General features: G+C 56.1%; 17 protein-coding genes. 13 read left to right on the plus strand and 4 right to left on the minus strand.

Annotation, left to right across the window (positions count from 1 at the left end):
- The first annotated feature begins 402 nt into the window (after positions 1–402).
- Positions 403–2,109: a peptidoglycan DD-metalloendopeptidase family protein gene (locus B7L15_RS06465; protein WP_085918278.1), complete on the plus strand. Its 1,707-nt coding sequence runs from the start codon at positions 403–405 to the stop codon at positions 2,107–2,109.
- 82 nt (positions 2,110–2,191) lie between these two features.
- Here B7L15_RS06465 and B7L15_RS06470 read toward each other — a convergent pair whose 3' ends face one another.
- Positions 2,192–3,823: a L,D-transpeptidase family protein gene (locus B7L15_RS06470; protein ID WP_085918185.1), complete on the minus strand. Its 1,632-nt coding sequence runs from the start codon at positions 3,821–3,823 to the stop codon at positions 2,192–2,194.
- A 127-nt stretch (positions 3,824–3,950) separates the two neighbouring features.
- Between B7L15_RS06470 and B7L15_RS06475 the strand changes: the two genes are divergently transcribed.
- The 8 genes from B7L15_RS06475 to B7L15_RS06510 all read left to right on the plus strand — a co-directional run bounded on the left by B7L15_RS06475 (position 3,951) and on the right by B7L15_RS06510 (position 12,993).
- Complete coding sequence (locus B7L15_RS06475; RefSeq protein WP_085918186.1) at positions 3,951–4,673, plus strand: murein L,D-transpeptidase catalytic domain family protein; 723 nt, start codon at positions 3,951–3,953, stop codon at positions 4,671–4,673.
- Between the two features lie 25 nt (positions 4,674–4,698).
- Positions 4,699–5,745, plus strand: a complete 1,047-nt coding sequence (locus tag B7L15_RS06480) for a patatin-like phospholipase family protein (protein ID WP_085918187.1) — start codon at positions 4,699–4,701, stop codon at positions 5,743–5,745.
- 296 nt (positions 5,746–6,041) lie between these two features.
- Positions 6,042–7,394 carry a NarK family nitrate/nitrite MFS transporter gene (locus B7L15_RS06485; protein ID WP_085918188.1) on the plus strand — a complete coding sequence of 451 codons (1,353 nt, stop codon included), beginning with the start codon at positions 6,042–6,044 and terminating at the stop codon, positions 7,392–7,394.
- Positions 7,395–7,461: 67 nt separating this feature from the next.
- A complete protein-coding gene (locus B7L15_RS06490) occupies positions 7,462–8,724 on the plus strand; it encodes a nitrate regulatory protein (RefSeq protein ID WP_085918189.1) in 1,263 nt (420 codons plus the stop codon).
- Positions 8,725–8,824: 100 nt separating this feature from the next.
- Complete coding sequence (locus B7L15_RS06495) at positions 8,825–9,511, plus strand: SDR family oxidoreductase (RefSeq protein WP_085918190.1); 687 nt, start codon at positions 8,825–8,827, stop codon at positions 9,509–9,511.
- A 141-nt stretch (positions 9,512–9,652) separates the two neighbouring features.
- A complete protein-coding gene (locus B7L15_RS06500) occupies positions 9,653–10,645 on the plus strand; it encodes an LLM class flavin-dependent oxidoreductase (protein WP_085918191.1) in 993 nt (330 codons plus the stop codon).
- An 80-nt stretch (positions 10,646–10,725) separates the two neighbouring features.
- Complete coding sequence (locus B7L15_RS06505; RefSeq protein WP_085918192.1) at positions 10,726–11,220, plus strand: GNAT family N-acetyltransferase; 495 nt, start codon at positions 10,726–10,728, stop codon at positions 11,218–11,220.
- Positions 11,221–11,334: 114 nt separating this feature from the next.
- Complete coding sequence (locus tag B7L15_RS06510) at positions 11,335–12,993, plus strand: sensor domain-containing diguanylate cyclase (RefSeq protein ID WP_085918193.1); 1,659 nt, start codon at positions 11,335–11,337, stop codon at positions 12,991–12,993.
- Here B7L15_RS06510 and B7L15_RS06515 read toward each other — a convergent pair.
- Positions 12,984–13,547, minus strand: a complete 564-nt coding sequence (locus tag B7L15_RS06515; RefSeq protein WP_085918279.1) for a DUF1415 domain-containing protein — start codon at positions 13,545–13,547, stop codon at positions 12,984–12,986. The genes B7L15_RS06510 and B7L15_RS06515 overlap by 10 nt on opposite strands.
- Positions 13,548–13,623: 76 nt before the next feature.
- Entirely contained in the window at positions 13,624–14,292 is a 669-nt protein-coding gene (locus B7L15_RS06520; protein ID WP_085918194.1) for a GntR family transcriptional regulator, read from the minus strand.
- A gap of 162 nt (positions 14,293–14,454) precedes the next feature.
- On the opposite strand from B7L15_RS06520, the gene B7L15_RS06530 reads away from it, so the two are divergent.
- From B7L15_RS06530 to B7L15_RS06545, 4 genes are all read left to right on the plus strand, one after another.
- Entirely contained in the window at positions 14,455–15,033 is a 579-nt protein-coding gene (locus B7L15_RS06530; protein WP_085918196.1) for a chromate transporter, read from the plus strand.
- Entirely contained in the window at positions 15,030–15,560 is a 531-nt protein-coding gene (locus B7L15_RS06535) for a chromate transporter (protein WP_085918197.1), read from the plus strand. Before B7L15_RS06530 ends, B7L15_RS06535 begins: the two co-directional genes overlap by 4 nt.
- A 67-nt stretch (positions 15,561–15,627) precedes the next feature.
- Positions 15,628–17,475, plus strand: a complete 1,848-nt coding sequence (locus tag B7L15_RS06540; protein WP_085918198.1) for an ABC transporter ATP-binding protein — start codon at positions 15,628–15,630, stop codon at positions 17,473–17,475.
- 296 nt (positions 17,476–17,771) lie between these two features.
- The gene (locus B7L15_RS06545) at positions 17,772–18,020 is read left to right on the plus strand and encodes a hypothetical protein (RefSeq protein ID WP_085918199.1); all 249 of its coding nucleotides are present in this window, start codon (positions 17,772–17,774) and stop codon (positions 18,018–18,020) included.
- A 105-nt stretch (positions 18,021–18,125) separates the two neighbouring features.
- Here B7L15_RS06545 and arfA read toward each other — a convergent pair whose 3' ends face one another.
- Complete coding sequence (gene arfA / locus B7L15_RS06550) at positions 18,126–18,362, minus strand: alternative ribosome rescue factor ArfA (protein ID WP_254902860.1); 237 nt, start codon at positions 18,360–18,362, stop codon at positions 18,126–18,128.
- Positions 18,363–18,486: the final 124 nt, after the last annotated feature.

Raw genomic sequence — 18,486 nt, forward strand, 5'->3', positions numbered from 1 at the left:
TTACCTGAAAGCCCCTTCAGGTGACGCAATAGCTTGTCGTCGGGCAGAGCAACTTATGGAGTTATGGAGAGATTTTAGCGCCAATATTAGTTAGACATCACTTATATAGATACTTTACAAAAAGCCAAATACAGCTATGCTTTGCTTGCTAAGCACATGGAAGCTCGCAAAATTTTTTCACTCTATAAAGCTTACAACAAGGATGTTTATCGCCTAGCATTACATTTGTTAGCAAACAGTGTTCAAAAAACTGTAGAATCTGCTATGTTCTTGCGCGATTGGGCGTAAGTTCCCTTTATGTATGGATATACAGTCTAGGCACCCCCGCTATCATGGGTTATGGTTCATGGGTTTATTCGCTTTTGTTACTTTAAAATCACGAACTCGGCGGTCTATTTACCCATGTTGCGAATCCTTCATTCTCTGCCCCGCACGCATAAATTGTTATTGTTACCGGTAGCCACCATGGTTACGGTGCTGGGCACACAAAAATTGTTAACGACATACAACGAACTGAATCAACCTGACGCTCCAATGGAGAGCGTTCTGGTCCCTCTTCCAAGCGATTCTACCCCTGGCGTCCCCGTGCTTCATAAAGAACGCACCCCGGTGGCTGATGCCATCGACCGCGCCTCCCGCGCCCTTGATGCCACTCGCGATAACATACCGCTGAGCGATCTGAAGGCGACCGAGATTGTCGATCTGGACGTTATTGATGGCGCGCAAGCCGATGTAAAACTACAAACTGCAAGCGTGCCAGCTCCCTCGTCCGCTGTACTCAGCGCTTCAGACACAAGTAAGACAAATGACGTCATTCTTAATGATGGCGCGCTGCACATGGCGGTTGTGATCGGCACCCTTACCAGCGGCATGCTGGATGTCGACGACGAATCATCTACCCAGATAGCCGACGCCACGTCCTATGAAGACTATGGCGCTGAATTGTTTGGCGATGTGTCTTTCCTTGATTTGGAACTTGCCGCAGAAGAGCCGTTTGTCCCGCAGTGGGAAACCCATATCGTTGAGCCGGGAGAAACCTTTGCGGTTCTGGCCCAGAACCAATTAGGCCTGGGTTACAGCGAAGTCCTCGAGCTGCTTGACGACGTTCCCGATCCCAAAATGCTGACCCACTGGCGTGCAGGCCACAGCTTCGATTACCAGCTTGACGAAGAAGGTCGCCTGCTGTCGCTGCGTATGATGAAAAATACCCGTGAAGGGGTATTGGTTGAACGCCAAGATGACCAGTACGCCATCACCGGCATTGAGCGCAAAGGCGAGCCGGTTCAACGCCTTTACGCGGGTACCGTCAGCGGCAGCTTTGCCCGCTCCGCCCAGTCGACGGGTCTTAGCAGTAGCGCCGTTACGGCATTGACCCTACTGCTCCAGAAAAAACTCGATTTTCGCCGCGACAGCCGTCGCGGCGATCATTTTCAGGTGCTCGTCGAATCTGACATGATTGAAGGCGAAACGCTTGACTCACGTGTACTGGCGGTTAAATACCAGGGCGAACGCATGAATTTGACAGTCGTTCGCAATGCTACCGACGATAAATTCTATACGCCTGAAGGTGCTAGTCTGGACCCGGCCTTTGCACGTCGACCGTTTGAAGGCAACTACCGCCTGAGTTCCGGCTTCAACCCACGCCGTAAACACCCGGTAACCGGGCGCATAAGCCCGCATAACGGAACCGATTTTGCCATGCCCATCGGCACCCCCGTCACGGCCCCGGCTTCGGGCCGGGTCGAGAAGGTCGCCAACCATTACGCCGCCGGCCGCTATATTGTCGTTCGCCACGACAACGGCTACCGCACCCGTTATTTACACCTTTCAAGACCTCTGGTCAGCCAGGGCGAACGGATCAAAATGGGCGAGCGCATTGCGCTATCGGGCAACTCCGGCCGCAGCACTGGCCCGCATCTGCACTACGAGGTCATTGTCAACAATTCTCCGGTCAACGCGATGACCGTTGAGCTGCCTGAGAATACCAGCCTGAATGGCGATACGCTCATCGCATTTCAGCGCCAGGCCGAGCCCATACTGGCGGCACTGGATAGCGGTGAAACCGGCACTATCAGTTTGGTCGGCAACACCTCAGAAGACGACGAATAACTCTCGCGTTCCAACAAAAAAGCGCCACACACGTGGCGCTTTTTTTATTTCCTTACTCGGCAATCGGCCGCTTACAGGGTCATTAACCCGATAGCTGCATGGGTTGGCTAAGTGCCGACTCCACGGCTGCGTCGTGGCCGTATATATCCGGCCGAAACTCGACCTCGCCCTCAGCATTCGGCCAAGCCGTCAAATAATGCAGCGCAATGGGCACGCGACGCGGCAAGCTGAGCTGCCGATCGCTTTGACTACTGGCCACCAAGCTCGCCACCTGTGCCGAACTGCCGGTATCCTCTAACAACAGCTGGGCAAACTGGGTAACACCCTCAACCCTGACGCAGCCTGAGCTGAGCGCGCGCTGATGCCGCTGAAAAAGCCCCTGGGCTGGGGTATCGTGCAGATAGATCATATGGTCATTGGGAAAGCGCACGACGATGCTCCCCAATGGGTTCGCGCTACCTGCTACCTGGCGCAGCATGACACTGCCCGGCTGCTGCCAATCGACCTCCTCAGCATTCACCGGGTTACCGTCAAAATCAACCACCTGAATATTTTCCTCGGCTAGATAGCCCACGTCCTCACGAACACGCGGTAATACGTCCTCACGCATGATCGTCGGCGGGATGGTCCAGCTTGGATTTAACGTTAGATGAGTAATCGCCGATTGAATCACCGGCGTTGCACGCTGGGGGGAACCTACCACGACGCGGGTCTGCCAATGCTCGCCGCCTGGCCGATTGTAATGCAAGCGGTAGCCGGCAAGGTCGACCCACACCCTTGGCGCATTGTCCGGCTGAGATCCCATCCAGCGCGCACGCTCAAGGTTCACCTTGAGCTGTTTGGCCCGCAATGACAGCGGGACGTTAAGCGCGCGTCGGGTTTGTTCGCCGACCACGCCATCTTCCTGAAGCAGATGGCACCGTTGAAAACGTTTGACGGCCGCCGCCAGCGGCGCATCAAAATGTCTTTGATCAGGGGTGTCGACGTCTACCAGCGGATAAGCCTGCGGGTTAGCCGCCAGCAGGTGAGGCTCGCCCCAGTGCGTCAGTCGACGACGCAACGTTAAAACATCATCATGTTGATCGCCAGGTCTGAGCGATTCTTCACGATGATCAAGGTAAGGCACGCTCGACTGCAATGACCGCGATTGGAAATCAATAAACGCAGCTCTTAGTCGACGGTACGCCGAGGAGTCCGGACGTGCCTGGTCAAACGCCGCCGCCATATCCATCTGATTAACGGCCTTGGCCACCGCCCCCATCGAGTAACCTCGCGATGGCCGCTCAGCATCCCATTGAGCACTTAACTCTCGGGGATTCACCTGGCCACGATTCAAATGATCAAGCGCCTGCAAAAGCGCCTGGCTCGCTTGCAACTCAAACGTCACCTGGGCAGACTCCCCACCTGCCTGGCTGCGCTCAAACGCTTCCATGAGCGACGCTGACGCGTAGTTCTCAGGGTTTATACCGTCCTGCTCAAGCGCATTGAGACCTGCCACAAGCGCTTCCACGCTTGCCGCCGTCGTCCATACAGGCTGATAATCGCGGTATTGATAGAAACTTTTGATCGGCAACTGTTGTTCACTCGCCGTCACACGCACTTCCAGCGTGTCGCTAATGGGTGTTGTGTCTGCACCAGCACCACCCACCGCACCTACGCTCAGGCAAAGCGCCACCCCCATCGCCCATCGTCTTAATGGCTGCCGCTCGTTCATTGCCCTCTCCTTGCGTTACTATGGCTGTCCCAATAATGTACGTACTTACTTGTTATCATAGCGCGTTAGTGACTGCCTAACCGCGTTGTACTTTTCAGTATGGACCTATCTTTCAGGATGGACTTATATGGTGCCATTTTTTTCGCCGCGTGCCTGGCTTATTTACCTGCCCGCCACGTTATTGTCACTCCCGATCCATGCCTCCAGTTTTTATAGCCACATCGATAGCGCACCGCCCAATGGCGTTCTGCCGTTAAACCACCAACTGCTTCAGCTCGCGCCAGACGCCAGTCCGGAGGCGCTTCGCCTCGCTGCTAAAGCGCTCAGCTGTCGCGACCCTCACGCCGAGCGCTTGGCGGTGATCGATTACTCTCTACCGTCAACCGAGCCGCGGCTGTGGGTGTTCGATCTGGCCCAGCACGAACTGATGTTCCAAGAGCTCGTCTCCCACGGTCAAGGGTCGGGGGACGCCCTGGCGGAGACGTTTTCCAACATCCCCGACAGCCACCAATCCAGCATCGGGCTGTTTAAGACCATGAACAGTTACTACGGCCGCAATGGCTATTCACTGCGCTTGGAAGGCCTGGAGACCAACGTTAACGACAACGCCTACGAACGAGCCATCGTCATTCACGGTGCCGACTATGTCAGCGAAGCCTTTATTGACCAGACGGGGCGACTGGGTCGCAGCCACGGCTGCCCGGCGGTTCGCGAAGAAGTCACCTACCCCTTGATCGACAGCTTAAAGGGCGACCACTATGTGTTTGCCTACTACCCTGACCAGGAATGGGTGGCAACCTCACAGGTGATCAACTGCCCCAACGCACCGTCACTTGCCCACCGTTTTTAACGACTTATACCCAGGAGGCAAGTCGATGACGCAACCTAAATCGTTAGACCTGGCATTACAGGGCGGTGGTTCTCATGGCGCCTACACCTGGGGCGTCATTGACCGCTTACTGGCGGACTCAAGGGTCGAGATCGAGGGCATCAGCGGCACCAGTGCCGGTGCGATGAACGGCGTGGTCATGGCCGACGCGCTCACCCGGGGCGATAAAGAAACCGCCCGCGAGGCCTTGCACGATTTCTGGCGGGCCGTCAGCCGAGCGGGGATGGCAAGCCCTATTCGTCGCTCACCGCTGGACAAGCTGACCGGGAACTGGAGTCTCGAACACTCGCCGGGTTATATCGCCATGGACCTGATGAGTCGGCTGGTCTCGCCCTATCAGTTCAATCCTCTCAACGTGAATCCTCTACGCAACATTGTGGCCGAACGGATCGACTTTGATCGGGTCCGCCGCTGTGAACAGCTCAAACTCTTCGTTACTGCCACCAACGTCCGTACCGGTAAGCAGCGGGTCTTTCGTCGGCATGAGATGAGCCTTGATGCGGTCATGGCCTCCGCTTGCCTGCCATTTGTGTTCCAGGCCGTTGAAATTGACGGAGAAGCCTATTGGGATGGCGGCTACATGGGGAATCCGGCGCTTTTCCCGCTGATGGAGGAATGTAGCGCACGCGATATTCTGCTCGTTCAGATCAACCCCATTCGACGAGACGACTTACCCACCACGGCGTCAGCCATCATGAACCGCCTTAATGAAATCACCTTCAATTCAGCGCTGATCAAAGAGGTGCGCATGATCGCCATGCTTAAACAGGTGCTTGACGCCCAGGGTATCGAGAACTGCTATCAGCAGGCGTTGTTCCACCGCATCAGCGGTGAAGGTGCGTTACTGCCACTGTCGGTATCCAGCAAGCTGAATGCCGAGTGGCCCTTTCTATGCCACCTGTTTGAACAGGGCCATGCCGCCGCCGACCGCTGGCTGGAAGACAACATCGACGCGCTCGGCGAACGCTCCACGCTGGATATCGACGATGTCTATCTGGATGAAAGCCCGGCGCCTGCTACAGCACCAAACTAAGCCAAACCAGGCCTGCTGATGCCCAATGATGCAGCATTAGCATGATATTTATCTTTCAACCTGTTCCTCAAACACTCTCCCTTCAATAGTAACCAACTGATTAAAATAATAAAAAATAACCATGGCAACCACTTTGCATAAATGTAAGCAGTGGTGGTAGGCGTGGACCAGGCCCAAGCGGGTACGAGTGCGTCGAACCTGACCTTCAATGAAGAAGGCATGTTCTCGTGAACCGATGACGCTGCGTGTTCACGCGCAGGGTGTTGAACTCGTAACAGAACCCGTGAGGCCATCCCATGGATATTCGCAACAAAGCCAACCGTATTCGGTTGCTCAATTTCTCTACGCCACAAATGCGCGCTTTCCATTTTTCGTGGTTTGCTTTCCATCTCTGTTTTTTTGGCTGGTTTGGCATTGCGCCGCTCATGGCGGTGGTACGTGAAGACCTAGCTCTCACCCAGACCCAGATCGGTAACACCATCATCGCCTCGGTCGCGATCACCGTCATTATCCGCCTGGTGATCGGCGTATTATGCGACCGTCTCGGGCCACGCAAGACCTATTCCGGCTTGTTGCTGCTCGGTTCCATCCCGGTGATGGGCATCGGCCTGGCCGACAGCTTTGAAACCTTCCTGCTTGCGCGCCTGGCGATTGGGGCCATCGGTGCGTCGTTCGTTATCACTCAATACCATACATCCATCATGTTTGCGCCCAATGTCGTGGGTACCGCCAACGCCACCAGTGCCGGCTGGGGGAACCTGGGCGGCGGCACGACACAGATCGTCATGCCGTTGATATTTGCCGGTATGTTGATGCTTGGAGTTAACGAGGCGTTGGGCTGGCGGTTAGCCATGGTCGTGCCAGGCGTTGTGCTGTTCTTCACCGGCATTGCTTATTGGCTATTTACCCAGGATGCGCCCGATGGCAACTTTGACGAGCTGCGCGCTCTTGGCGAGCTACCGCCCGCCAGCGGCGAAAACGGCGCGCTACAAAGCTTTACCGTCGCGGCAAAAGATATTCGCGTGTGGGCGCTGTTCGTCGTGTATGGGATTTGTTTTGGGGTGGAACTGACGATCAATAACATCGCCGCCATCTACTTTTTCGATAATTTTGACCTGACACTTGCCACCGCTGGTCTGATTGCCGGCCTGTTTGGCTTGATGAATATCTTTGCCCGTACGCTGGGCGGCATATTTTCTGACTTGTTTGCCAAACTGGGGGGCCTGAAGGGGCGCGTGCGCTGGTTACTGGTCGCTCTCATTTGTGAAGGCATCGCCCTGATCGCTTTTTCACAAATGCATGTACTAAGCCTGGCGATCGGTATCATGCTGGTGTTCAGCCTGTTTGTGCAGATGGCCGAAGGTGCGACTTACGGGGTGGTACCCTTCATCAATAAAAAAGCCCTGGGCGCGGTGGCCGGTATTGTGGGCGCAGGCGGCAACGTTGGCGCCGTCTCTGCCGCCTTCCTGTTCCGCAGTGAAAGCCTGACCTATCAGCAAGGCCTCTTCTACCTGGGGTTAGCCGTCCTGGCCTTGGCCTCGTGCGTCCTGCTGGTACGCTTCTCCGATGCGCAAGAAGCCGAAGAGGCAGCCGCCTACCGAGAGGCGGTGGGCGACGATACCGGGGCGGGTGCCCTATCGTTACGCTAAACGACGCCGATTGCGCACTTCCAGGGAAGTGCGCAATCAATGGCGGTGAGCACAAAGGAAACGCATTATGTCTTCAGCTCAACAGCTACTGTTAACCGCCAAACGCTGCGATATCGACAACCTGACCCATCTGGCGACAACCTGTGACATTGTGGGCGACATCAGCCACTTCATTCACATGCTGCAGCGTGAGCGGGGCGCGTCGACGGTTTTCCTGGTTTCCCAGGGCAGCCGCTTTAAAGAACGTCGCGCGACTTACCGCCAGCATAGCCAGGATGCCGAAGCACTGATGCGTCGTCGCCTCGAGGCATTAAGCAAGGAAGCGCGTCCCCAGGCGGCTGCGCGCCTGCTGCGCCGCATTGCCATGGTATGGGCGGCGCTGGATGAACTCAGCACGCTGCGCCACGCCATTGACACCTTAGCCATTACACCCGACGCGGCAACTCAGGCATTCAATCAATTGACCAGCGGGCTGCTGGCGATTGTCTTTGAAGCAGCCGACACGGCTGTCGACCCTGACATCACCCGCGCCCTGGTCGCCATTTTCCATTTAATGCAAGGCAAAGAACTGGCGGGACAGGAACGCGCATGCGGCGCCTTTGGCTTTACCCAGGGGTATTTTGACGATGCCCATAGTGCATTGCTTGGCCAACTGATCGACGACCAGCAGCGCTGCTTTGATACCTTTGAGGAATTCGCTTCTCCCGAAGCACAGCAACATTGGCAAGCGGAGCTGTCGCCACGCACGCTCTCAGGCATCCATCAATTGCGCGATATTGCCCGCCAGCGGGCCTCGCATCCAGACACATCGGATTCACTGGGTGAAACCTGGTATGAGCTCACCACGCTGCGCATCGACAGCATTAAAAACGTGGAAGATGCCTTCAACGCTCAGTTGACCGCCCTGTGCCATAGCAAGATACAACAAGCCAATGTCGCGCTGGAAAAAGCCAAGACGGAGCCTTGCCGTAATTCGCCGGCGCCTTGCGAGCAACTGCTCGCCTTGAGCAGCGGTGAGCCCCTGGGAGACTTGACCGCCAATGCGCTTAATTCCCCCTTGGGCCGATCATTGATCGAATTGACCCAGGCACAATCAAGCCGCTTACAGGGGCTGAGCGACGAGCTGGAAAATACGCGCAAGGCCCTTCGCGAACGCAAGCTGATCGAACGGGCGAAAGGCCTGATCATGGCCCACCAGGACATGACAGAAGAAGAAGCGTACCGGTTTCTGCGCACTACCTCGATGAATCAGAGCAAAAGCATGGCGGACATGGCGCAGTCGATTCTCGACCTATCCACCATGCTCAAGCGCAAAGAAGGCGGGCATTAACGCTTTCACCTTCTTCGTTCGCAGGCTTACGATTTGCACAACGGCGCTCAATTAGCCATGCTAGATAGGATGTTATGGTTAATCGTCAGGAGCGCAAAGGATGCATAGAAACGTCTTACTGATTACCGGTGCCTCCAGCGGAATTGGGGCTGCCACCGCCCGAGCAGCCGCCCGTGAAGGTTACAAACTGGTGCTGGCCGCCCGCTCGACTGACAAGCTCACCGCGCTTGCCCAAGAGTTAGGACCAGAAAATGTGCTGACCTGCGAGCTGGATGTCACCCAGATGGACGAACAGCGCGCCATGGTCGACGAAGCATTGGAAACCTTTGGCAGGATCGATGCCGTCTTTGCCAACGCCGGTTGCGGTGGTTCGCCGGGCGGCTTCAGTGGTGCCGATCACGAGCACTGGCAGGAAATGATCTTAACCAACGTATATGGCGTTGGCCTGACTCTCCAGGCATGCTTACCGGCACTCAAACGAAGCAAAGGCCACGTGCTGTTAACCGGCTCAGCCGCAGGCCGTGCGACCATTCCGGGTTCCATGTACAGCGCGACCAAGTGGGCCGTTACCGGCATCGGCTATAACCTGCGCGAGGAGCTACGCGGTACCGGCATGCGGGTAACGCTGATTGAACCCGGCATGGTCGATACCCCCTTCTTTGACGAACCGCCCGAACATGCGCTGGAAGACCGCGATATTGCCAATGCCGTCATTTATGCGCTATCACAGCCTGCCCATGTCGACGTCAACGAAATCCTGATTCGCCCTACCCCGCCATTGGAATAATGTGTTTTGCCGATACCCTGCCTTGTAATTCATCGATGCTGGCCGCATAACCCTTAATTAACAAGCGTGCTAATGATTCGTTCGACTCCCATGCGTCGGCATCTCATTAGCCGCCCCATCTTCCGGCCTTATAGGTGATGCATGAGCGCACTCGCGTCTACCGCGCTATCCGTACTGGACCTCGCCCCGATTCGTCAGGGGGGCAGCGCTGCCGAAACCTTTCAAGACAGCGTTTCGCTTGCCCAGCGCACCGAACAACTGGGTTATCAGCGTTACTGGCTGGCCGAGCACCACAACATAGATGGCATCGCAAGCGCTGCGACAGCGGTACTGATCGGCCATATTGCCGGTCAGACCTCGCGTATTCGCGTGGGTAGCGGTGGGATCATGTTGCCCAACCACCCGCCACTGGTGGTGGCCGAGCAGTTTGGCACGCTGGAAACTCTTTATCCCGGGCGCATCGACCTGGGCCTTGGCCGTGCGCCGGGCTCGGACGGCGCGACCATGCAGGCGATGCGCCGCCATCCCCACGCTGGCGTGGATGATTTCCCGGCCCAACTAAACGAGCTGCGGGGCTATCTGGGAGACCCTGCGCCTCACCAGCGGGTAAAAGCAGTACCCGGCCAGGGTACTCACGTGCCGATTTGGCTGCTCGGCTCCAGTGGCTTTAGTGCACAGTTAGCCGCCAAGCTTGGCCTGCCCTTTGCCTTCGCCGCGCAGTTTGCGCCAGGCTACCTGTTTGAAGCGCTGCGCCTTTACCGTGAGAACTTCCAGCCCTCGGAGCACCTGGATGCCCCCTACGCCACCGTCGGGTTGCCCGTCATTGCCGCGGAAAGCGACGCCATGGCGGAATACCTGGCAACCACGGCCCAGCAGAAATTTCTCAACCTGATCCGCGGCAAGCCAACGGTGTCGCTGCCTCCAGTGGAGCAGCTTGACTGGTCACCCATGGAGCGCGCCCAGGTCGAGCAGTTTCTGGGGGCAGCGATCATCGGTGGCCCCGACACGGTAAAAAACCAACTTGCCGACTTCCAGGAACGCACAGGGGCCAATGAGTTGATGATCAATAGTGATCTCTATGACCATCAGGATCGGTTAAGAAGTTATCAGATTGTTGCTGAAGCGGCACAATAACTGCCTACAATGGTCGGCAGCCTTGCATAGGGGCTGCTGATTTCAGCCGAGCTAACCCGAAGGATCAGGTACACAGAACCATGTCTGCGCTCACTTATTCTCCAATGTCACACGCTGACTTCATGGCGTTCTGGCCAACCTTTCAACACATTGTGGCGGCCCAGGAAACCTATGCCATCGACCCGGATATATCCGCCGAAGATGCCTACCAACTGTGGTGTAAAGCCCCACAGGCAACGCTTGCGGTCAAGGATGAAACAGGCACACTTCTCGGTACCTACTATTTAAAAGCCAATGCGGCCGGGCCGGGTGATCATGTCTGCAACTGCGGTTATATGGTGGCCCCTGCCGCGCGTGGCAGAGGCGTCGCCCGGAGCATGTGCGAGCATTCACAGCAGTTCGCTCGCGAGCTGGGTTTCAGGGCCATGCAGTTCAACGCGGTTGTCTCTACGAATGAGGTGGCGGTCGCACTCTGGCAGCGCCTGGGGTTCGCCATTGTGGGCACGGTGCCTAACGCTTACCGTCATGCCCGTCTTGGCGAAGTCGATACCCACGTCATGCATAAAACGCTTTAAGCCTTCAACGTTAACGTCACCCACGTCAAGCGCATTAATGTGGGTTGTCTATCGGCATCCTTCGTGGTTGGATAACAGTCGTTAGCTGACCTCACCCCCCGACGAGATGCCGGAATGCCCTACGCCCCCCTGCGGCTAAACCAAATATCCCTGCGTACACGTTTTATGCTGCTGATTATTGGCTTGGTGTTTAGCACGACCATCCTGCTTGGCTGGGTCGCTGCTCGACAGTCAGCTGATCAACTGGAAGCCAATATCGGCGCCTCTACGGCAGAATCGGCCTATCAGATGGTCGATAAGCTGGACCGCAGCATGGATGCCCGCATTAAGGAAGTAAAGTTACTTCTGGGCATTGAAGCACTGACCGACGGTACCGATAACGATACTCTTCGCTCTCAGTTGGAAACTCTTCAAGATAACTACAACGTGGTGTCATGGATTGGCTTTATTGACCCAGACGGCGTTGTACAAGCCGCAACCGGTGGTGTATTGGAAGGGACTTCCATTGCCCAGCGCCCGGTCTTTCAAAACGGCCGCGATGGTATGTGGATTGGCGATGTTCACGACGCCGTCTTGCTGTCGCAGCTATTGCCTAACCCGTATGGTAAAGCCATACAGTTTGTCGATATCGCCACCCCGGTCCATACCCAGGATGACACCTTGCTGGGGGTGCTGGCCGTTCACCTGAGCTGGGAATGGGCCGAGTACATTCAACGTGCGATGTTCTCGCCTGCGCAACAGCGCCAGGGCACCGAAATACTGTTACTCGCGGCCGATGGAACAGTGCTGCTCGGACCGGACGATATGCTGGGACAGCCTGTGCCGGGCCTATCCACCCTGCATTTACAGGCCAGCGCCAAGCCTTCATGGTCAATTGAGACATGGCCAGATGACCAGCGCTATGTGACGGGTGTAGCCCGCAGCCAGGGTTTCGAGGATTTCCCGGGGCTGGGATGGGTGGCTGTTAGCCGTCAGCCGATTGAGCAAGCATTTGCCCCCGTGGAAAGACTAAAACGTGTGATCATGGGCATAGGCGTGCTATTGGCCATCGTGTTTGCAGTGGTTGGCTGGTTTGTCGCGTCGCGGCTAACGACGCCTTTAACCCGTCTTTCTCACGCCGCAGACACTATCCACGATGCCAGCCAACCCACTAACGAGATTCCCCTGGAAACAGGTTCGCCGGAACTGATGCGCCTCTCCACGTCAATGCGCAACATGGTCGGACGCTTGCTCGACCAAAACCGCACTATTCGCCGCCTTGAAGACATCGCTAATAGCGACCCGTTGACCGGGTTGCCGAACCGCGCCTTCCTTGATCGTTATCTTTCGCACGCCCTGCCCGAGGCCGAGCGCCAACAGCAAAGTATTGCGCTGGTATATATTGACCTGGATGGCTTTAAAGACGTGAATGATGAGCTGGGTCACCATGCGGGCGACCTGCTGTTAATCGACATTGCCAATCGTCTGCAGGAAGTGCTCCGAGCCAGCGATGTCGTCGCTCGGTGGGGCGGTGACGAATTCGTCATGGCCTTGAAAGCCCCCGCGGACCAACTACCGACGCTCACCCAGGCGATAAGCGAGCGACTGCTTGCCTCCACTTCTCAACCAATATCGCTGCCCGAGCATCAAGCGGTGACCGTCAACTGCAGCCTGGGGGCCGCGTGGTGGCCAGAGCATAGCCATGACATAAAGGAAGTCATGCAGTTTGCCGACGCTGCCCTGTATGTTGCCAAGCAAGAGGGCAGGCATCGGCTGGTGATCCATCAGCCCTGATCATCGAGGCGGCAGCTGCGTTGCCACAATTGCTCCACGGCCTCAATGCCCATGCCGTTCAGCAGGGCCACATTACGCTCAGGTATCGCGTCGGTATCGCCATAAAACTCGATCGCCTTTTCGACGCTCTCTTCACGCAGCAGATGCACCATCGGGTAGGGTGAGCGATTGGTATAGTTGGCGGCATCATCAGCACCCGCATCGTCAAAACAGTAATCCGGATGAAACGATGCGAGCTGATAGATGCCTTCATACCCCTGGTCAATCAGGATGCTTTCAGCGAGCTCAACAAAATCCAGATAATGATCAAAGCTTTTAAATAAGGTGGGAAATACCAACAGGGTGGTTTCTGTTTCCGGGTGTTCGTCTAGCCAATGCACCTCCACCATCAGCTCTTCCAGCGCCACTTCCAGCTTTTTTGAGCGCACAACTTCAACGCGAACCGCATCCCGCGCCAGCTCGCGGCTGGCAAACGGGCATATATCGTGAACCACAACAAAGCGGTTCACCCAGTTCAATGTCTGCGCGATGACCCTGTTATCTGCATCTTGCATGCCTGTCCCGTCCCCTTCGGTAATCTCGCCGATGCCTACCATCGCCGACAGCGCAACAGTTTACACGCCATACACACTAGGCGTGTTCCTGATAGCGCTTGAGGGCCACCTGATAGGATTTATGGATATGGTCGTCCAGGAGTGCACGGGCAGCTTTACTATCACGCTGTAAGGCAAGCTCCACCAGTTCGTGATGCTGTTCATCGAGTGTTTGCCTTACCGTCGGTATTTTGGGACCGAGGCGACGGTAGCGATCGAACTGGTCGTGCAGCTGTTCGATAAAACGCAACAGCCAAACCGAGCCGCAGGGCGCCACAAGCGTGCGGTGAAACTGGCTGTGCAACACCTCCCACTCCTCGCCTTTTTCCAGCGATAAATCCGCGCGTTTCAGGCGATGGGCGGCGGCCAAAAGTTCGGCTTCCCATACGTCGTCACCGTGCTGAATGGCGCGTTCAAACGCCATGCCCTCAAGTTCCAGCCGCATATTGGCAATATCATCCAACTCGCTGCGCGATAATGTCGGTACTCTAAAGCCACGCTGATTTTCCTGAATCAACAGGCCATAGGCGGCCAGCTTGTTGAGCGCCTCGCGCAGCGGACTCAAACCAACGTGATAATGGTCCTTGAGTGCGTTGATCGCCAATTTTTCGCCCGCGACAAAGCGTCCGCCAACTAAATCTCGGCGTAGCGTCTCGTAAATGCGGCTGGATGCCGTACTGATAACCGGTTGAAGATGCTGGTTCATATAAGATCCTTTTTCATCCTGACGCCCATGCCTTTAAACGCTGGAGTTGACGCCCTGGGAAGCCCTCGCTTATATTCTATTTTATACATAATAATCGATTTTTTAACTGACAAACGATAAACAAGGGTCGACCATGCGTTGTTTCTCATCATTGACCTTGCGATGTCATCGCCCATGACGTCGTCGGCATCCTGGCAACTGTTCTGGGCATTCTTGCGCGTTGGCCTATTGGGTTTCGGCGGTGGTCCCGCCATGATTCCATTGGTACGAGCCGAAGTGGTCACCCGCCACCACTGGCTGACCGATGAAGAATTCGCCGATGTACTGGCGATCGGCAATACCCTACCCGGCCCTATCGCCACCAAGATGCCGGGCTACATCGGCTACCGGGTGGGCGGTATCAGCGGCTGTATTGCCGCTGTCGTCGCCATCATTCTCCCCATGATTGTCGCCATGATTGTCATGTTAGGCATTTTCAGCCGTTATCGCGATGTTGGCTGGATTCGCGGCATGGGTCAGGCCGTGGTGCCCGTGGTCATGATCATGATGGCACAACTGACGTGGGACTTTTTCGATAAATCAAAAGCGTCCCTGGGCTGGCTAGTCAGCATCGTGATGGCCATTACCTCTGGCGGACTTATCTATTGGCTCGGTGTTCATCCGGGCTGGGTGATTGGCGCTATTCTGCTGGCTGCCCTGCTACGCCCTAAAAGCAATAAAAAAGCGGAGGGGTCGGCATGATCTACTGGGAACTGTTTCTTGCCTTTTTCATCCCCAATATTATCGGTTACGGCGGCGGCCCGGCGATTATTCCGCTGATCGAGACCGAGGTCGTTGGCCGCTACGGCTGGATGACCGCACAGACCTTCGCCGAAACCCTGGCGCTGGGTAATGCTCTGCCCAGCCCTATCGCCACCAAGATGGCCGGGTATATCGGCTATGAAGTCGCCGGCATCGGCGGTGCCTTCGTGGCAGTGGCCGCTACGGTCATTCCGACGCTGCTGCTCATGCTGGGCGCGCTGGGCCTCTTGTATCGCCACCGCAACTCTCCCCGCGTCAAACGCATGAGCCAATGGGTACGCCCGGTTATCGCCATGATGATGGGCTGGCTGACCCTGGGGTTTTTGCTCGAAAGTGTTAATTCAAGCGGCACGATTCACACGCTGATTATCGGCGTGATTGCTGGCATTGCGCTGATTCGCTTTAAAACGCATCCCGCTTTTGTCGTCGTGGGGGCGTTGGTTTATGGCGGGCTTTTCCTGGGTTGAACTGGCTATCTACGCTTAACCATCGCATCATGGCAGTCCTTTCTGCCAGGTATCAGCTTGTTGTCATATGTCGCCACCCTCTTCTTACGCCTCCACCGCGCCGCTAAGCAGTTTTCTTAGCGTCTTTGGCTATAGCCGCCGAGCGCTGGGCCTGGTATGGGAAACCTCCCGCTGGATGATGCTTGGCTTAGCGCTGTGTACGCTCGTGGCCGGCGTGCTTCCTGCCGTCGCCGCCTGGGTCGGCCAGTTGATTGTGGATGGCGTGGTGAGCGCCATGGACGCCCATCAAGCAGCCACTGACCCCAACTTGCTGATGTCGATTACCCCGGTACTCAAGCTGGTTGCTTTCGAGGCACTCATCATTGCCCTGATTGCGCTTGCCCAGCGCGGGCTTGCCGCCCAGCAGTCGTTACTGCGCGCATTGCTGGGTCAGAAGGTCAATGTGATGATTCTGGAGAAAGCCGGCCAGCTCTCGCTTAGCCAGTTTGAGGACTCGGAGCTTTACGACCAGTTGACGCGGGCGCGGCGAGAGGCGTCAACCCGCCCTCTCGCTCTGGTGAATAAAACCTTTGGGCTTCTGCAAAATGCGATTTCGCTGGGCAGCTTCGGGGTCCTGCTGGTGCAGTTCTCCCCCTGGGCACTGCTGATTCTGGTCGCCGGCGCCCTGCCGGTGTTTATTTCGGAGGCCAAGTTTTCAGGAGATGGCTTTCGGCTGTTTCGCCGACGCTCGTCGCAAACCCGCATGCAGATTTATCTGGAAACCGTACTCGCCCGGGAAGACAGCATCAAAGAGGTCAAACTGTTCGGCCTGGAAGGGCTTTTTCTCAAACGCTATCGCGATATCTTTACCCAACTGTTCGCTGAAGACCGGCGCCTGACGCTCCGCCGGGAAAGCTGGGGATTTGTGCTGGGATTGCTGGGCACCCTCACCTTTTACGCTGCCTATGCGTGGGTGGTAATTGAAACAATTACCGGGACGCTGACCCTCGGCCAGATGACCATGTACCTCATGGTGTTCAAGCAAGGACAGGCCGCGCTTTCCGCCAGCCTGACCGCGATTAGCGGCATGTACGAAGATAACCTCTACCTTTCCAACCTCTACGAGTACCTGGAACAGCCGGTCGAAGCGGACACAGGCACCCTGACCCGGGGCGTATTACCCGGCGACGGCCTGCGCTTTGAAAACGTCAGCTTCGCCTACCCCGGCAGCGCACCGGTGTTGCACGATATTTCCCTGCACCTATCCCCCGGGCAAAGCCTGGCCCTGGTGGGAGAAAACGGCTCGGGCAAGACAACGCTGATCAAGCTGTTGACGCGGCTTTACCAACCGACCAAGGGACGCATCCTGCTGGACGGCAGCGACTTGCGCGATTGGCAGGCAAAAGCACTGCGCGAACGGACTGGGGTGATTTTTCAGGACTTCGTGCGCTACCAGTTGCAGGTGGGCGAAAACCTGGGCGTGGGCGATACCCATGCCTATCACGACGAGCAACGTTGGCAGCAGGCCGCCCGCCACGGGATGGCAGATGACTTCATCGCCAACATGGCCAGCGGCTATCAAACCCAACTGGGCCGCTGGTTCAAAAACGGCCAGGAGCTCTCCGGTGGCCAATGGCAGAAAATTGCCCTTTCCCGTGCTTATATGCGTGAAAACGCCGATATTCTAGTGCTGGACGAACCCACCGCTGCGATGGATGCCGCTGCCGAAGCAGAAGTGTTTGCCCGCTTCCGCGAGCATAGCCGCGACAAGATGGCGATTCTGATCTCCCACCGTTTCTCCACAGTGCGCAGCGCTGACCTTATCTTGGTGATCGATCAAGGGCATATCATCGAGCGCGGCACCCACGAGGAATTGCTCGCCGCAGACGGCCGCTATGCCAAGTTGTTTCGACTTCAGGCGGCGGGTTACAGATAGCTAACTAAACTTGACGCTCTCATGAGCATCGGTTATAAGGTAAGAGCTGCCTTTTAAAGGCAGATCTTATTAACGAGACTTTCTAGAGACCTCATCATGCGCTGGCAAATCCCCGCGACACGAATGAACAAGCTACATCGCATTATGAATAATGCGGTATCAGCTTGTTGCTGTCGCGCGCCAGGGATGTAGTGAGGAAATTGGCCGCGGCAAGTGTCGCGGCCATTTGTTTTATCGTTACCTTTGATATTTCCTGATCGCGATGTTGCCCGGCCTCCCAACCCAGGAGACCGACAATGGCAATCGCAACCATTACCCGCAAACTACTCAACGCTTTAAAGCACTCGCGCACTCAGCGTCGTCTTTACGAAGATCTGCGTTTTCATGACCCGCACCTGTTAAAAGATATCGGCTTACGCTGGGAGCAGGGTCAACTGGTATCGATTCATGGGGTAGAAGAACCAAGTCAACGCCATCAGCGTCATAAAGCTGAAATTCGTGACGCTCACGAAACCTGTCCCTATTGTGGGAGCCAATTGACCTAGCGAACGCCCCGACCACAGGAAGTGGTCGGGGCGAGTTATTGATTGTGTAAAGCAATCAAAAAGAATGATGGAGGTATGGCCAAATCGCCTAGCGTCAATGCTGGCTCAAGCAACTTGGCGATACCCCCTCAGGACCTTGTGGCTTTTAAGGGAATTGCGTCCTTTACGGGAGTAGCTGCCTTTGCCTTTTTTCGGCGTTTGCTGCTGCATTTTAAACATCGGGGTTCGCAGCTGTGCCTGCAGTGCGTTATCGCGAATGGAATGTTTCTTCACCGTTATCTCCTGATCGAATGGATATACTTGGCACTGGCTAGCGCCGACAATTACGACACCTTGGCTCACCAAGCGTTCCTTTTACCGTGGTACAAAATCTGCGTCTATTGCATTGCAGCTTTTAGCGTACGCACTATCTTAAAGGCACACTCAGCAACGTTATTGCTGACCATACCTTAGCTTGGGGATTCGG

It is taken from the genome of Halomonas sp. CSM-2 (genome assembly GCF_002119345.1).
Classification (GTDB): Bacteria; Pseudomonadota; Gammaproteobacteria; order Pseudomonadales; family Halomonadaceae; genus Vreelandella; species Vreelandella janggokensis.

What these genes read in the sequence shown, in the direction of transcription:
- B7L15_RS06465 (WP_085918278.1), top strand. Translation starts at nt 403, where the DNA reads ATGTTGCGAATCCTTCATTCTCTGCCCCGCACGCATAAATTGTTATTG.
- B7L15_RS06470 (WP_085918185.1), bottom strand. Translation starts at nt 3,823, where the DNA reads ATGAACGAGCGGCAGCCATTAAGACGATGGGCGATGGGGGTGGCGCTT.
- B7L15_RS06475 (WP_085918186.1), top strand. Translation starts at nt 3,951, where the DNA reads ATGGTGCCATTTTTTTCGCCGCGTGCCTGGCTTATTTACCTGCCCGCC.
- B7L15_RS06480 (WP_085918187.1), top strand. Translation starts at nt 4,699, where the DNA reads ATGACGCAACCTAAATCGTTAGACCTGGCATTACAGGGCGGTGGTTCT.
- B7L15_RS06485 (WP_085918188.1), top strand. Translation starts at nt 6,042, where the DNA reads ATGGATATTCGCAACAAAGCCAACCGTATTCGGTTGCTCAATTTCTCT.
- B7L15_RS06490 (WP_085918189.1), top strand. Translation starts at nt 7,462, where the DNA reads ATGTCTTCAGCTCAACAGCTACTGTTAACCGCCAAACGCTGCGATATC.
- B7L15_RS06495 (WP_085918190.1), top strand. Translation starts at nt 8,825, where the DNA reads ATGCATAGAAACGTCTTACTGATTACCGGTGCCTCCAGCGGAATTGGG.
- B7L15_RS06500 (WP_085918191.1), top strand. Translation starts at nt 9,653, where the DNA reads ATGAGCGCACTCGCGTCTACCGCGCTATCCGTACTGGACCTCGCCCCG.
- B7L15_RS06505 (WP_085918192.1), top strand. Translation starts at nt 10,726, where the DNA reads ATGTCTGCGCTCACTTATTCTCCAATGTCACACGCTGACTTCATGGCG.
- B7L15_RS06510 (WP_085918193.1), top strand. Translation starts at nt 11,335, where the DNA reads ATGCCCTACGCCCCCCTGCGGCTAAACCAAATATCCCTGCGTACACGT.
- B7L15_RS06515 (WP_085918279.1), bottom strand. Translation starts at nt 13,547, where the DNA reads ATGCAAGATGCAGATAACAGGGTCATCGCGCAGACATTGAACTGGGTG.
- B7L15_RS06520 (WP_085918194.1), bottom strand. Translation starts at nt 14,292, where the DNA reads ATGAACCAGCATCTTCAACCGGTTATCAGTACGGCATCCAGCCGCATT.
- B7L15_RS06530 (WP_085918196.1), top strand. Translation starts at nt 14,455, where the DNA reads ATGTCATCGCCCATGACGTCGTCGGCATCCTGGCAACTGTTCTGGGCA.
- B7L15_RS06535 (WP_085918197.1), top strand. Translation starts at nt 15,030, where the DNA reads ATGATCTACTGGGAACTGTTTCTTGCCTTTTTCATCCCCAATATTATC.
- B7L15_RS06540 (WP_085918198.1), top strand. Translation starts at nt 15,628, where the DNA reads ATGTCGCCACCCTCTTCTTACGCCTCCACCGCGCCGCTAAGCAGTTTT.
- B7L15_RS06545 (WP_085918199.1), top strand. Translation starts at nt 17,772, where the DNA reads ATGGCAATCGCAACCATTACCCGCAAACTACTCAACGCTTTAAAGCAC.